Source organism: Thermopolyspora sp. NPDC052614 (assembly GCF_040678635.1).
Classification (GTDB): Bacteria; Actinomycetota; Actinomycetes; order Streptosporangiales; family Streptosporangiaceae; genus Thermopolyspora.
Window position 1 is genome coordinate 1 of the sequence record NZ_JBFATZ010000005.1, and the last position, 14372, is coordinate 14372.

13 protein-coding genes, 1 pseudogene and 1 riboswitch are annotated in these 14372 nt (G+C 69.2%); of the genes and pseudogenes, 11 read left to right on the forward strand and 3 right to left on the reverse strand.

Features of this window, described 5'->3' with window-relative positions; all coding sequences use genetic code 11:
* Positions 1-85: pseudogene (locus AB0K60_RS12175) on the forward strand (IS5/IS1182 family transposase); the annotation flags it as partial.
* Positions 86-208: 123 nt separating this feature from the next.
* On the opposite strand, the gene AB0K60_RS12180 reads toward AB0K60_RS12175, so the two are convergent.
* Positions 209-703 (reverse strand): DUF192 domain-containing protein, encoded by a 495-nt coding sequence (locus AB0K60_RS12180; RefSeq protein WP_364052125.1) that lies wholly within the window; start codon positions 701-703, stop codon positions 209-211.
* 278 nt (positions 704-981) lie between these two features.
* On the opposite strand from AB0K60_RS12180, the gene AB0K60_RS12185 reads away from it, so the two are divergent.
* From AB0K60_RS12185 to AB0K60_RS12230, 10 genes are all read left to right on the forward strand, one after another.
* Positions 982-1125, forward strand: coding sequence for a hypothetical protein (locus AB0K60_RS12185; protein ID WP_364052128.1), 144 nt, complete (start codon positions 982-984; stop codon positions 1123-1125).
* Positions 1126-1722: 597 nt separating this feature from the next.
* Positions 1723-2553: a hypothetical protein gene (locus AB0K60_RS12190; protein ID WP_364052131.1), complete on the forward strand. Its 831-nt coding sequence runs from the start codon at positions 1723-1725 to the stop codon at positions 2551-2553.
* Positions 2529-3428: a hypothetical protein gene (locus AB0K60_RS12195; protein WP_364052134.1), complete on the forward strand. Its 900-nt coding sequence runs from the start codon at positions 2529-2531 to the stop codon at positions 3426-3428. The genes AB0K60_RS12190 and AB0K60_RS12195 overlap by 25 nt, the downstream gene beginning before the upstream one ends.
* A 29-nt stretch (positions 3429-3457) precedes the next feature.
* Positions 3458-3958, forward strand: a complete 501-nt coding sequence (locus AB0K60_RS12200) for a hypothetical protein (protein WP_364052137.1) — start codon at positions 3458-3460, stop codon at positions 3956-3958.
* A 10-nt stretch (positions 3959-3968) separates the two neighbouring features.
* On the forward strand, positions 3969-4640 hold the full coding sequence (locus AB0K60_RS12205) for a VWA domain-containing protein (protein WP_364052140.1): 672 nt from the start codon (positions 3969-3971) through the stop codon (positions 4638-4640).
* An 18-nt stretch (positions 4641-4658) separates the two neighbouring features.
* The gene (locus AB0K60_RS12210; protein WP_364052143.1) at positions 4659-5552 is read left to right on the forward strand and encodes a PP2C family serine/threonine-protein phosphatase; all 894 of its coding nucleotides are present in this window, start codon (positions 4659-4661) and stop codon (positions 5550-5552) included.
* On the forward strand, positions 5553-6995 hold the full coding sequence (locus AB0K60_RS12215; protein WP_364052146.1) for a hypothetical protein: 1443 nt from the start codon (positions 5553-5555) through the stop codon (positions 6993-6995).
* 2 nt (positions 6996-6997) lie between these two features.
* Positions 6998-8326 carry a BREX system ATP-binding protein BrxD gene (brxD, locus tag AB0K60_RS12220; protein ID WP_364052149.1) on the forward strand — a complete coding sequence of 443 codons (1329 nt, stop codon included), beginning with the start codon at positions 6998-7000 and terminating at the stop codon, positions 8324-8326.
* Positions 8323-10419, forward strand: coding sequence for a DEAD/DEAH box helicase (locus AB0K60_RS12225; RefSeq protein WP_364052151.1), 2097 nt, complete (start codon positions 8323-8325; stop codon positions 10417-10419). The genes brxD and AB0K60_RS12225 overlap by 4 nt, the downstream gene beginning before the upstream one ends.
* 335 nt (positions 10420-10754) lie before the next feature.
* Positions 10755-10949 (forward strand): DUF397 domain-containing protein, encoded by a 195-nt coding sequence (locus AB0K60_RS12230; protein WP_364052154.1) that lies wholly within the window; start codon positions 10755-10757, stop codon positions 10947-10949.
* A 75-nt stretch (positions 10950-11024) separates the two neighbouring features.
* Here the strand turns inward: AB0K60_RS12230 and AB0K60_RS12235 are convergent, their stop codons facing one another.
* Together AB0K60_RS12235 and AB0K60_RS12240 are read right to left on the reverse strand one after the other, a co-directional pair.
* Positions 11025-12671, reverse strand: coding sequence for a hypothetical protein (locus AB0K60_RS12235; protein WP_364052157.1), 1647 nt, complete (start codon positions 12669-12671; stop codon positions 11025-11027).
* A gap of 350 nt (positions 12672-13021) precedes the next feature.
* Entirely contained in the window at positions 13022-13960 is a 939-nt protein-coding gene (locus AB0K60_RS12240) for a DUF3293 domain-containing protein (RefSeq protein ID WP_364052160.1), read from the reverse strand.
* A gap of 47 nt (positions 13961-14007) precedes the next feature.
* A riboswitch (SAM riboswitch) is annotated at positions 14008-14116 on the reverse strand.
* Between the last annotated feature and the right edge of the window lie 256 nt (positions 14117-14372).

Sequence of the window (14372 nt, forward strand, 5' to 3'; positions counted from 1 at the left end):
GCGCTGTTGCCCTCATCGCGCCACCGCGCTGGTTCAGGCCATCTTCGTCCTACAGACCATCCAGGAAGACCGCCACTCAGGATGAAAAGGCCTCACTGATGTGATCTCGGCGAGGTCAGGTCAATCGGCCGGGCCCCGCGCCTGGCGCGGTCGATGCCCTTGAGGGTCACGGTGCTGCGGCTGATGACGACTGCGGCAGGAGCTTCGTTCAGGACTGGACGAGGAGCTGGGCGCCAGGGGCCAAGATGGGCAGGTGGCCTGAGGGCGTCTCGATGACGTACTGGAAAGGTTGGTCCGGGTAATACTGCCGGCAGTTGGCGCCCTGCGGGCAGGGTTGCACGCTGTATCCGCGAAGGAAGACACCGTCCGAGTCGAAGAACAGGATGTCCACGGGGAACCGGTAGCCGCTGGTGGAGAAATAGCTCTCCCCTGGTTCGCGAGGGGTGTCGAAAACGTAAAGCATCCCGTCGATACCGCGCAGGTCTCCGAGGTCCCACCCACTCATCCCGGTGGACCTGGCCTCGTCGGTGACGGCCAGAGCCACGACGAACGATCTGCCCAGAAGCTGGATCCGCCTCGTCGGCAGCGTGCCGACATTCGTGTTGCCCTGCGGCGGATCGGAAGATTCGATAGCGGGCGTGACGCGCGAGGATGGGGTCGGTCCGGAGGTACCGCACGCGCTCGCGCCCGCCGCCGCCGACACGAGCTTGACCCGGCTCGCCGAGTTCAGGGCGACGATGCGGATGACGCCTTCGGCGTCCTGGCCGAGGTAGAAGGTACCGGCCAGACAGTACCCGACGGGGCCCCTGACCTGCCCCGTCGTCCTGCCGGGATCCTCGTCCGTCGGCGGTGAACCGGTCCTCGACCCTGCGATTCCCGACCTGATGCTCGATGACGATGAGCGTCTCGTCGTCCCCGACCTCGGCGAGCGTCTCCTCCCCTCCGATCTCTATCTGGCCGAGGGGATTGGGCGGAGTCGAGATGCTGAAGCTCACCTCGAATTCCCCCTCGCTGTTCAGCGTGAACTCGATGGGCAGATTCAACGGCCTGACCGAGACCCACCACGGCCCGCTGCAGCCGGCCAGCAGCGACACGATTGCCAAGGCGGCCGCGAGGCGTAAATGACGGCGCTTCATCACATCGTCTCCAGATGACGAGACGTACCGGTGGCGTCGCGCTCAGCATGCACGCACGGTGTGTCGGCGATCCATAGGGAGTTACCCCCAAAGCCGCCGGCGCGGACAGTGCGATCTTGGGGCGACGCACCCAAGTCATTCGCCGGAGGTCTCCTCGGCGGTCCTCTCCCTGGATCGTTTTATGGCTTTATGGACGCTTGGAGACCCCAGAGCGCGACTGTCCGTAGTGGAGACGCATCACAGCCTCCGTACTTCAGCCATCGCGTACTTCATCGAAGCGATAACCCGTATGTTGCATCTTCGCAACTGCGAGATGCCCTGTGCGTTGATTTCACAGTATGCTCTCGTCCGCTCAGACACTTGCAACGCCGTACATCGGCAACCACAGAAGGCACCCATGCGAGCAGCCACCGCCTCTTCGAAACGGCGACCGACCCCACGGCGACACCTGCCGGATGACCACCGCTCCGCGTGACCGTGCGTCTGATCCAAGTGGCAGAAGGCATCGCAACGTTTCCTCAGGGTGGATCGTTCCACCCGGAATCAGCGCTCAGCACCGAACCGATTGAGAGGACGTCGGTCGTCCGTGAAGGACCCACTGCTCGCCAGAGATATCCGAAATCTCGCCAAGGAGCCGGAGTTCGCCGCCCGCGCCGCAGAACTCACTACGCTGGCCGACGCGCTGCCCCTCCTCGATAAGGCCGGTGCATGGAGCGTTACGCTTCAGGCCGATGCGTGGAGTCAGGTGGACCTGTTCGCCGTCTTCCCTCCCGAGGCGACCATCGGGCCGACGAAGCCGTCCCCGGGCTGGCAGCGCATCTCCAGATTCGTCTACTACATCCAGGCCGTTCTGGTCTTTCTCCCCATCGCGATCACGTGGTTCGGGCTGAAACAGGCGACCACCGCCTACGGCCAGACCCTGGCGCAGGGCGACACCGACGCCGCACGGCGGCCCTTTCTCGAACTGTGGCAGATGGGTTTCGATGGCAGGCTGGCCGATCTGTGGCAGTTCGACAACGTGGCGATGATGACGCTCGGCTGCATCGGCGTACTGATCGTCGTCACTCTGCTTGAGCGTTATGCGCACCGCCGGGTGGAGGCCCGGGCGGAGGCGCAGGCACACGCGTTGCGCTCCCGGCTCCTGTCCCTGCTCACCAGGGCGAGCCTGGTGTTCGGTCAGGTACGGCTCTCCTCGCCCGCCCGATTCCGGGCGGAGCTCAGCAAGAGCGTGAGCGATTTGAACCGGCTCGTCGACACCATCCACCGGCTGCAGTCCGAGGTCGTGAAGGCTCTGGAGAAGACTCTTGAGGCCAGCCGCGAGACGGCCGGGGCACTCACCGGCGGAGTCACGGGCGTGCGGGGATCACTTAAGGACGGGGATCACTTAAGGACATGGAGCAGCAGCTCACGGCGATGACGACGTCGACCGAGAGCCTTATCCAGGCGGTGGAGCGCACTCAATACGCGATCGACTCCGTCGGCGAGAAGACCGACGAGGCGGTGGGCCGCGTCGGCGATCAACTGGAGAAGGTGATCGTGGACACGACGCAGGAGGTACGAGCGACGCTCGGCGAGATCACCACCACGACCGGCGACGCGGTACGCGACACGGCCAAGCACCTCAAAGCCCAGGTGGTGGACCTGGTCCGTACCGCCTCCGAGGTCCAGACCACGATCGACTTCGTTCGTGCCCAGATGGAGCAGGTGGTCGTGGAGACGACGAGGGATGTTCGAGCGGCGCTCGAAGTGGTCACCACCACGACCGGCCAGGCGGTACGCGACAGCGCCCAGCGCCTCGACGCCCGTGTGGCGGAACTGGCCGACACCACCTCGGAGATCAGGACCGCGGTCGGTGCCGTGGGCGACGCGGTGAACCGGCTCGGTGGACGGATCGATGACGGCCTGACGGAGACCCGCGCCGTCCTCGCCGCCGCGGTCGAGCAGAGCGGCGGCGACGTGCGCGTGGCCTTGGGCGACTGGGCGGACACCGTGGACGCGCACGCGTCGCGGATCGAGATGGTGTCCGATACCTCGGGGCGGACCGTTCGCGTTCTGGAGGAGACGCGCGAGGTGCTGGACCGGCTTCCCCAGGAGTTGTCGAAGACGCTTCAGGATGTCCCGGTGGCCGTCCGGCAGGGCATCGGTGACGATCTCGCGCGGGTCGGCGGCGCCGTGGACCGGCTCAACACGACGATCAAGGAGTTGCACGTCGTGCTGCGGTCACAGGTGAGGGCGTCGCGTCCGGAGGAGCCGGTCACGGACGATGCCGCGATCACGAACGGGGCCGCATGAAGGCCTCATCTCCCGGCATCACCGCTCCGTTGCTTCTCGCCGGCTGGCTTTTCGCCGACCTGCTCCTGGGTTTGACCATCATCATGCTGGGCGCCCAGGCGCCCCCGCCCAGGCCCACCGCCAGTGCGAAGGGGATGGCCGGCGCGTCGCCCAGCCCGTCGCCGACCCCCTCCGCCTGCGCCACCCGGATAGCCGGAGTGGGGGCGAAGGCAGCGAAGATCAGGTTTTCGGTGAGCCCGGGGGCGACCGACGCGGCCCTGATGCGGCAGGTGAAGAAGGAACTACGCAAGCATCGCAAACAGCTCGCCGGTCGGCACGCCGGCATGGTGCTCACCTTCGGCGCCGACGGCGGCACCGGGGCCGGCGTTCGTCTCGCCACCCGGGTCAACGACACCATCGGCAAGGCCTACCCGAGGATCTTCGGCCGGGCCGCCACCCGCAATTTCCATGACCTCGCCGCGCCGCCCGGGTCGATCTCCATGGAGATCTACTTCGTGACCAGCGGCTGTCAAGAGACCCCCAAAAGCTGAGGACATTCCCATGAGTGAGCAGGTATTGCCGTTCTACCTGGTCTGCGACGAGTCGTACTCCATGCAGGGCGAGGCCCTGGACGCCATCAACCAGGAACTCCCCACCATTTACCAGGAGATCGCGAGCAACCCGGTGGTGGCGGACCGGGCGCGGCTCGGCATCATCGGCTTCAGCACCACCGCCGAGGTGCTGCTGCCGCTCGCCGATCTCAACGAGGTGCAGTCCATTCCTCAGCTCACGCCCCGCGGCATGACCAACTACGGCGCCGCGTTCGCCCTCCTGCGCCAGACGATCGAGCAGGACATCAAGGGCCTCAAGCAGGCGGGGCACACGCCGTACCGGCCCACCGTGTTCTTCCTCACCGACGGGCAGCCGACCGACGACTGGCAGCTGGAACACCAGAATCTCGTCAGCCCCTCCTTCGGCCCCCACCCGACGATCCTCGCCTTCGGGTTCGGCGAGGTGGAGCCGACCACGCTGCAGCACATCGCCACCTTCCGCGCCTTCGTCGCGGACGGGGAGGCCAAGCCCAGCGAGGCGCTCCGCGAGTTCGCCAAGCAGCTGCTCAACTCGGTGGTGCGGTCGGCGGTGGCGTCATCCAGCAACCCGTCGGGGGGCGCGACCATGCTCCTTCCCGAGCAGGCCGCGGGCTTCACCGTGTTGCCCGCCGCCCCCGTCTGATCGGGCACCGAATCCGACATGGAACAGGACGGCCACATAAGCCACGCCGAGGAATCGGGCACCGCCGACACCACGCCGGGCATACCCGAGCCGCTGGTCATCGGACGCCGGCCCATGCTGCGCTCGGAGCCCGGCACGCTGCCGAAGGTCGCCGATCGGCGGCCCGACACCGAGTTGGACGGCGCGGACCTACCCGGGCTCACGGTGCGGTCTGTCTCCATCCGGGGGGACGCCCATCGCTACTACGGCACCGTACGGCAGGACGCGATGGGGCTCTGGCAGGTGGGGGACGACCGGCTCCTGGCGTGCGTCGCGGACGGCGTCGGCAGCAAAGAGCTGTCCCATGTGGGAGCCGTCACCGCGTGCAAGGCGGCGTACGAGAATTTCGCCGACTTCCTGGAGGGCGAGGATCTCAAGGTCGCGGCGGACCACCTGTTCGACAACATCGGCAACGACATCCGGAGGGAGGCGCACGCGCGCGGGCTTGAGCCCGGCGAGTTGTCGACGACCCTCCTGGCGGCCGTCGTCGAGGGGAACGCGGACACGCATCGCGTCACGCTGCTGCGGGTCGGTGACTGCAGCGCCTTCCACCTGCGCCAAGGCGTGTGGATGTCGTGCTTTCCGGAGGACGAGGACGACCCGGAGCAACTGGCGACGTCGATCACGCGCGCTCTTCCCCGGGACGTCGGGCCCGTCGACGTGGCCGCGACGATCCTGAACCCGGGCGAGATGCTGCTGCTGTGCACCGACGGGCTGAGCAGGCCGATGCGTGGCGAGCAGGTCCGCGCACAGCTGGCGGAATGGTGGAGCGCCCCTGCTCCGCCATCGCTGCCCGAGTTCCTCTGGCAGCTCAGTTTCCGGGTGAAGACGCATGACGACGACCGCACCGCGATATGCCTGTGGAGGACGTAGGTGGCCCTCACCCCTCATCCCCTTGACCGGCAGCGCCGGACGCTGAGCCTCGAGTCCCAGTCGCTCGGCGACGGCGGTCAGGGCGTGGTGACACGCCTGACCGGGGCGGAGCCGCTTGTCTACAAGGAGTACATGCCCCACGCGGGAACCGTGAACGGCACGGCCCTCGCCCAGCTCATCGAGTTCGTTCACGGACTCGCGCCGCAGGAGCGCCGCGTCCTGATGGAGCAGTGTGCCTGGCCCGTCGCCCGCGTGGTGGACGGTGACCGTGTCACCGGGTTTCTCATGCCGCTGCTTCCCGACGACTTCTACTGGGTCATCGGACGCAATCGCAAGCCCGTTGAGCTGCAGTATCTGCTCTACAAGCCCAACTGGGCCTGGCAGGGCATGCCGCTGCCGGACATCCAGGGGCGGGTCGAGATCGCCCTCGCCGCCGCGAGGCTCATCGACCGGCTGCATCACCACGGGTGGGTGATCGGCGACATCTCCTTCCGTAACCTGCTGTGGCGGCCAATCGCGCCGTACCGGATCTTCATGATCGACTGTGATGGCCTGCGGCGGCATGGAGACGAGGCGGTGCTGCGGCAGGCGCACACCCCGGACTGGGACGATCCGCACCAGCCCGCCACCGGCCCCGACCTGGACAGCGACCGGTACAAGCTGGCCCTGCTCGTGGCACGGGTGCTGTCGCGGACGGCGAGCGTCCGGCCGGGCCAGGAACTGACCCTGCTGCCCGGCCTGGAGCAGCCCACCGTCAACGCGGTCAGGGAACTCTTCGCCCGGGCGAAGGGCCCTCACGGCACGCGACCTGCCGCGAGCGAGTGGGTGCAGGCGTTGCTCGGCCGCAAGTGGATCGCCGTCACGCGGCCCGCCGTCCGCCGGCCGTCAGCCCCCGCCCGCCCCTCCGTTCCGCTTCTCGCCCCGGGGGCGGCGCGGGGCAGCATTCCCGTCCGCAGGCCCCCGCGCCCGGCACCCGCACCCGCCTCCGTCTCCGTCTCCGCGCCGCCGTCGTCACCGCCTCGGAGCCGGATTCCGGTCCGTACGGTGAGCGAGCCGCCCGAGGGCAGGCCATCCGTGGCGGTACCGCCCGTGGCCGGGGCGACCGCTCCCCCGCCCTCGCCGACCACGCCCGCCGTACCCACATTGGGGCAGCGAGTGGTCGACTCCGACAGGTTCGCCGAGGAACGACCAGCCCGAAGCGTCCTCTCCGATGAGGACATCGCACGCTTCATCGACCACCTGGTGACCCGGAACGGTCGCGCCCCCCTCGCGGAGGTGACGAGGCTGCTCGGCCAGCCCGCAGACTGGGCGTCACTGCTGATGGGGGCGATCAGACCGCTGTTCAACATCGACGACTTCGAGGTGATCACCCTGCAAGACGGCGACAGGAGCATCCAGCTGAACGTACGGCTGCTGAAAGAACTGTTCCTAGAGGAGGACTAGCCGTGACACGCAAGGTCAGCCGGGCCCGGCGGCGGCGCATCATCGACGCGCTGGGGCGGGGCACGGTGCCGCAGAGCGACTTGGACCTCTTCGCCGTCGGCATGGAGCGGTTCGAAAAGGTTCTCGACGAGGAGCTGGCGGCGGTCGCCGCGGGTGCCAGCGGCTTCAAGGCGGTGCGCGGTGAGTACGGATCCGGCAAGACCTTTTTCGCGCGCTGGCTCGCCGAGAAGGCCAAGCGGATGAAGATGGCCGCCAGCGAGGTCCAGATATCGGACAGAATCACGCCGCTGCACAGGCTGGAGACGGTCTATCGAGCGCTGGTCGGCGGGTTGAGCACGAGCTCGTCCTCGTCGGGTGCGCTACGGGACATCGTGGACACCTGGCTCCTGACGTTGGAGGACGACGCCGAATCCATCAAGGGCGTCCCCAAGGAGGACCGCCGGTCCATGGCGGTCGTGGTGGACGAACTCATCGAGTCGCGGCTCAAGGACGCGGCCAGGAACGCCCCCGCCTTCGCGACCGCCCTGCGCTTCTACCGCAAGGCGCGGCTCGCCGGCGAGCAGGCGATCGCCGACGGGCTGCTCGCCTGGGTCGGCGGCGAGCCCAACGTGGCCGCTGTCGTCCGGCGCTACGCGGGCCTCAAGGGCGACATCGATTCCGGCAGCGCCCTCGGCTTCCTGCGGGGGCTGCTGACGGTGCTGAGGGACTGCGGGCATCCCGGGCTGCTCGTCGTCCTCGACGAGATCGAGACGCTGCAGCGCATGCGCAGTGACATGCGGGACCGGAGTCTGAACACCCTCCGGCAACTGATCGACGAGATCGACAAGGGCAGCCTGCCCGGCCTCTACCTGGTGATCACGGGAACGCCCGCGTTCTTCGAAGGCCAGCAGGGTGTGCAGCGGCTCACGCCGCTCGCCCAGCGGCTGGCGGTGGACTTCGACACGGATCCGCGCTTCGACACCGTCCGGGCGGTGCAGATCCGACTCACCGGCTTCGATCGGGACAAGCTGGTCCAGCTCGGCTGTGCCGTACGCGATCTATACGCACAGGGGGATCCGGAAGAGGCCCGCATCATGTCGCTGGTGGACGACGCCTATGTCAAAAGCCTGGCGACGGCGGTGGCGGGGCAGTTGGGCGTCGGCGCGGCGCCACGCGTCTTCCTGCGCAAACTCGTCAGCGACGTGATGTATCGGGTGTCGGAGCACCCCGACTTCGACCCGCGCCTGCACTACCGGAAGGTCAACGTCTCCGAGTCCGACCTGAACGAGGATGAGCGCAACGCCTTCCGGCATCATGCGTCCGCCGATGATGTGGAACTCGACCTGCCGTGACCGCCCTCCATCCGACCCTCGCCTATCACGTCACGAACACGCTCGGATGGCCGCGGCTCCGGCCGCTGCAACAGGCGGCCCTCGGACCGCTCGCCGACGGCATGGACGCCGTACTGATCGCACCCACCGCCGGCGGCAAGACCGAGGCGGCCATCTTCCCGATTCTGGGCATGATGGAGCGGCAGCGATGGACCGGGCTCTCGGTGCTGTATGTCTGTCCGTTGCGGGCGCTGCTGAACAACCTGCTTCCGCGTCTGCAGGCCTACGCGAGGTGGCTGGGCAGGCGGGTCGAGCTCTGGCACGGGGACGTCTCCGGGTCGCGGCGGCAGTCCATCCTGCGGGAGCCGCCCGACGTGCTGCTCACCACCCCCGAGTCGCTGGAGTCCATGCTCATCGGCACCGGCGTCGACCACCGGCGGCTGATGCGGGACCTGCGGGCGGTGGTGGTCGACGAGGTCCACGCCTTCGCCCGTGACGACCGGGGCTGGCATCTGCTCGCGGTCCTGGAGCGTCTCACGCGGCTCGCCGGGCGGACGCTTCAGCGGATCGGCCTGTCGGCCACCGTGGGCAACCCCGATGAGCTGCTCTCCTGGCTGCAGGGGTCCGGCACCGGGAGCCGGCCCGCCGAGGTGATCTCCCCGGAGACCGGGGCGGACGCCGGGGCCGTCGATGTGGAGTTGGACCACGTCGGCACCATCGCCAACGCCGCCCGGGTCATCGCCCTGCTGCATCGCGGCGAGAAGCGGCTCGTCTTCTGCGACTCCCGGAAGATGGTCGAGGAACTGGGCCAGGCGCTGCGCGACCTCGAGGTCACCACGTTCCTTTCGCACTCCTCTCTCTCCGCCGATGAGCGTCGGCGCGCGGAGGAGGCGTTCGCCCAGTCGCGCGACTGCGTCATCGTCTCCACGTCCACCCTCGAACTGGGCATCGACGTCGGCGATCTGGACCGGGTCATCCAGATCAACGCGCCCTGGTCGGTCGCGTCGTTTCTGCAGCGGCTGGGCCGTACGGGGAGACGCTCCGGCACCAGGCGCAACTGCCTCATTCTCGCCCTGACCCTCGATGACGTTCTCGCCTCGGCGGCGCTCCTGCTGCTGTGGGGCACCGGATACGTCGAGCCCCTGCGTCCGCCTCCCGACCCTCGGCACATCGTCGCCCAGCAACTTCTCGCGCTCACCCTGCAGGAGGGCCGGATGGGAGACGCCCTCTGGCCGGACTGGTGGCCCGGCCTCGCCCCCTTCGCCGCGGAGAACGCGCAGCCGCTGCTGGACCACCTCATCGCGGAAGGCTTCCTCGAACGGGACGCAGGCGCGCTCTTCGTCGGCCCGCAGGCCGAGCAACGTTTCGGACGCCGCAACTTCATGGACCTCATGGCGGTGTTCACGGCTCCGCCGGAGATCACCGTCATGCATGGGAAGGAGGAGGTCGGCCGGACCGACCCCAGCCTCCTGACGTGCGCGGTCTCCGGCCCACGCCTCTTGTTGCTCGCGGGCCGTACGTGGAAGGTGGACTGGACCGACTGGAAACGACGGCGGTGCTTCGTACAACCCGTGGAAGGCAGCGGCGGTAAGGCCCGCTGGGCGTCGGTGCTGTCCGGCGGCACATCCTTCGAACTGGCCCGCGCCATGCGAGACGTCATCCTCGGCGCCGACCCCCCGGTGAAACTCACCCGCCGCGCCGTCAGCGCCATCACCCGCATCCGTGAGGACAACGCCGGCCTCGCCACCGCCGACGGCACCGTGATCGTGCGCGACGACGACGACCTGCTGTGGTGGACCTGGGCCGGATACCGTGCCAACGCCACCCTCGTCGCCACCCTCGGCCCACTCGCCGATCCGACCCAGCGCGTCGACGACCTGCACATCCGGCTCCGCAACGACTTGACCGGCACCGGATGGCGCCACGACCTCGCCGACAAACTCTGCCGACCCGAAATCGACGAACGCGCCCTGAACGGACTCAAATTCAGCACGCTGCTGCCGCGCGAACTGGCCGTCGACACGCTCGCGGCCCGCCTGGCGGACTTCCCATCAGCCAAGTCCGTACTGTCGGAGCCCGTTCGCCTCCTTATCGGAGGGATCAAATCGAGATGATCAACAGGGTCTGCTGTGGCAATCACGGGGAACGACGCCTCGGCACGTCGCGGTGACCGGAGATCGACCACCTTTCACCGCGAAGGGGCCTTGGTGATCCATCAAGCACACCCCCAGCGACTCTTGGTCCTCCCCACGTCGTTCGCGCCCCGGAGGGGCATGACCGGTTCCGCCTGACGCGAAAGCGCGACGAGTGTGGCACGACCAAGCTCTCGCAAATCCCACGCCAGCCGGACCAAGTGGAGACGGGACCTATAGTTGTTACCAGCCTCAGAGGAAAGCCGGATGTGATCTACCTCAAGTCTGAGTGGCGAGGTCAGAAAGGCGTGTGAGCAATGGACCTGACCAAGGCCGAATGGCGCAAGAGCACTCACAGCGGCGGCAACATGGGCGAGTGCGTCGAGGTTGCCACCAACTTCCCTGGCATCGTGGCCCTCCGTGACAGCAAGAACCCTGATGGCGCCACCCTCACGTTCAGCGTAAGAGAGTGGCGTTCTTTCCTCACCGGCATCAAGAACATTCCAGCCTGACGAAGCCGCAACCGCGCGGACGCCGAGAGTGGTCAGAGGAGGCGAGTTCCGTCGTGGGCTCGGGCGAAAGGGCCGTCAGCCTGCGGACGTGACCGATGTCTCGGTGAGGCGGCGCAGCGCCGCCTCCGCGTACGCCAGACGCGTGTCCGGGATGTTCAGGCGGACGACCGCCATGCGGTATTCGTCGAGAAGCGCCGGCAGCACCTCGCGAGAGCGCTCGTCATCGGGTGCGTTCTCCAGCAGGTCGGGGATCGCCTCCTCCGCAGCGTCCGCGACAACCCGCCAGCGCTCCGTCTCCGCGGCGCGGCGCGCGAGCACGACCAGGGTCAACACGAGAGCGCGCCGCCATGTCCCCGGCGTCTCCCGGTCGAGTCGCCGGTAGCAGGCGACGGCCCGCTCGGCGGCGGCGTACGCCTCGTCGCCATAGGACATCACGGCCGTCGTGTGCAGGGCCTGGCGGAGAGCGGGCCTGGCGTCCGCGTCGACCAGGGCGGCCTGTTCGAGAAGCCCGATCGCCTCCCGGGTGAAGGTCAGTGATGCGGCCGAGTCCCCGGCCCGGCCGCAGGTCATCGCCGCCGAGGTCAGGGTCCTGCGGAGGTCCGCGCGTACGGCGGTGCGGCCCTCGGCGAGGAGGGCGCGGTAGAGGTTCGCGGCCCGTTCGTACGCCTCGGCCGCGCCGGACAGGTCACCGAGGCCGGCGAGCAGGTCGCCGAGGGCCGCCGAGGCGCGGGCCAGGACGTCCCGGTACTCGGGATCGTCCGCCGCGAGATCGTCGTACGTCTCGACCGCCTGGCGCATGCGCGCGGACGCGTCCTCCGACTCGTCCAGGCGGGACAGCGCGTGCCCGGCGTCCTCGTACGCCTGCCCAAGGAAGTAACGGAGCCCGGGATGGCCCGCTGCGACGAGGTCCTCCAGCATCGTCGCGGCGCGCAGGCTCGCGGGCGCCGCCTCGGCGGGCCGACCGGCGCGGTTGCGTGCCGAGCCGAGCCTGCCGACGGCGAGCGCGAGTTCCCCGGCGTCCTCCTCGGTCATGGGCTCTGCGGCCTCCCGCAGCGCCAGGACGACCCGCAGCGCCTCGACCTCGTCCTCGGGCCGGTCCAGCAGGCACAGCGTTGCGGCGAGATTGCTCAGCGAGTGCGCCAGCCGGTCGGGTCCGTCGGCGGGGACGATGGGCAGGCCCGCAGTGGTCGCGGCGAGCGCGTGCAGCGCCGCGGAGATTGCGGGCCGGTGCTCGGCCATGCCCTCCAGCCGGTCGTACTCCCTGGCCAGGTCGGCCGTCGTGCATCCCTCGTCCTGCTTCTCGGCGGGGGCGTCGTCGCGTACGGGTCCGGTCAGGTCGGCGGCGCGCAGCCGGGCCTCTTCGGCGGCCTGCCCGCGGCCGAGCGCGGTCAACGCGTCGCCGAGCCGCCGCAGCGCCTCGGCCAGGGCGCCCCCGAACCGCTTGGGGTCGCGTGCGTGCAGGCGTTCGCGTACGGCCACCGCCCGGGTGGCGGCGTCGAGGGCCTCGATGGGCCGCTCGCAGGCGAGCAGGTAGCCGGCGAGGTCGCACAGCAGCACGCCCAGTTCGGGGAGGTGGGGGTCGTGGTCGTCTCCGGCGGTCGGTTCGAGCAGGGCGACGCCGCGGCGGGCCAGCCATACGGCCTCGTCGGGATGGCCGAGTTGGGCGCGGCACCAGGCGAGCCGGTCCAGGCAGAAGGCGTGCAGTCCCGGTACCTCGGGCATTTCGGCGAGGAGGGATGCCCCGCGCTCGAGGCGGCGTACGCGAACGCGATCCGGGTCGAGGTGTTCGAGGCCCGCGAGGAGCCGGGCGTCGAACTGGCGGAGGCCCTCGCCGACCTGGCCGGTTCCCTGACCGGCACCCCTCGCCTGCGGGAGGCCGCGGAGGCGGCAGCGTCCCGATCGACCGGCGCACTTCGTCGTCGAGCGGGTGGGGGGCGAGAGCGCCGAGCCGGGCGCAGGCGTCGAGGAGTTCCATCTATTGGTCTTTCGGGACAAAGGAGGACAACTGATGCGCAAGAGGCAGGTATCCCACTTATACGGCTACCGTGAACGAAGTGCACAGCCTTTTTGGGTCACATTCCGGCCACGGCTGCCCGGCGTGCCAGGCCGTACCGGCTGGGAACGCTGCGCTCGATGGACACATCGCCGACGGCCATGCCGACGACCCCGCCGGCCCGCCCGCCATGGCAGGTGTCGCAGCCGAGAGCCGCGTAGAGGCAGGCGCGCCGGTCGTTCCACTCCGCGCCGAAGTGTATCGACCGGCTGATCCACGGCCCTCCGGGGTTGCGGCAGACCTCGTCCCGGGCCTCGCCGGTCATCACGCAGGGCCGCTGCGGCAGCCGGGTGACGACGACCGGGTCGCCGTCGGCGAGGGGTTCCCAGGTGCGAGTGCCGATCGGGGTCAGCAGCCCCACCGTCCAGCGCAGGACGGCCGGCTGGCCGAACCGGCGGGCGACCTCCAGGACGAGGCTCTCCTCGGCTCCCACCACGACCACCGACCGCTCGGCCCAGGCGAACTCGGGATGGTGGCAGGCGGCATCGGTCCACAGACGCAGGCCGCGCTCACGCAGCTCGTCGAGCAGCCGCTGGTGCGCGTCCAGGTTGTGGGCCAGGCGTCCCGGCAGACCACCCGGGTTCCAGCCCGTCAGCACGTGGGCCACCTCGTCCAGGGGATGCGGAATCTCGTCGGCGTCCGGCCCGCCGGCCGCGGGGCCCACCCGCAGGATGTGGTCGTCCAGCGTGAGCCGGAGCACGGCGCCGGTCCAGGCGGCGGCCAGGTCGAGCTGCACGGCCGGGCGTTCGGCGACGAACGGGTCGGCCAGGTCGCGCTCCGCGGTGCCGAGCGGGTGCACATGCCACCGGACCTTGCAGTGCGGGCACCGGGCGTAGTAAACGCCGGGGAACGCCTCGATGACGGGCTCGCGCGGCCCCAGGTTCATGACGTTGAAGAACACGCCGCAGCCCGGGCAGCGGGTGAGAAGCAGGGCATGGAGATCGTTCGGGACGGGCATGACGCACCTCCGGGGCCTGGGACCCCGGTAGCCCGACCGGCCCCGGTGATCCGCCGTTCTCCGCGCGTCTCACGCGGAGCGGGTCGTCACCCGGGGCACCCGCAGCGGGCGGGATGCCGTCCAGCGAGCCGGGGCTTGACACTGGAACTCATGACCCAGGGCGGCACATTAGCGACGCAAGCCGTCAATGGTCAACATCTAGCCGGAAACCGGACGGCAGTCCGGGCATCCGGCCCAGGCCACCAAGCGACCACGCCCCTGGATCAGGATCGGCCGGCAGCCTGCCTCACCGCGCACATCGCTCTCCATGCCTCCAGGGAGGACCCGGCAGCCGCCGCGGCCGTACGGCACCCCGACCGCTTCTCGCAGCCTTCCCGGCGGAAAGGAATCTGGGCATCCGTCCGCCGCAAGC

Bases quoted from the DNA above. Each gene is read 5' to 3' on its own strand.
- AB0K60_RS12210 (WP_364052143.1), top strand. From the start codon at position 4,659: ATGGAACAGGACGGCCACATAAGCCACGCCGAGGAATCGGGCACCGCC.
- AB0K60_RS12185 (WP_364052128.1), top strand. From the start codon at position 982: ATGCTGAAGCTCACCTCGAATTCCCCCTCGCTGTTCAGCGTGAACTCG.
- AB0K60_RS12240 (WP_364052160.1), bottom strand. From the start codon at position 13,960: ATGCCCGTCCCGAACGATCTCCATGCCCTGCTTCTCACCCGCTGCCCG.
- AB0K60_RS12195 (WP_364052134.1), top strand. From the start codon at position 2,529: ATGGAGCAGCAGCTCACGGCGATGACGACGTCGACCGAGAGCCTTATC.
- AB0K60_RS12205 (WP_364052140.1), top strand. From the start codon at position 3,969: ATGAGTGAGCAGGTATTGCCGTTCTACCTGGTCTGCGACGAGTCGTAC.
- AB0K60_RS12230 (WP_364052154.1), top strand. From the start codon at position 10,755: ATGGACCTGACCAAGGCCGAATGGCGCAAGAGCACTCACAGCGGCGGC.
- AB0K60_RS12235 (WP_364052157.1), bottom strand. From the start codon at position 12,671: ATGCCCGAGGTACCGGGACTGCACGCCTTCTGCCTGGACCGGCTCGCC.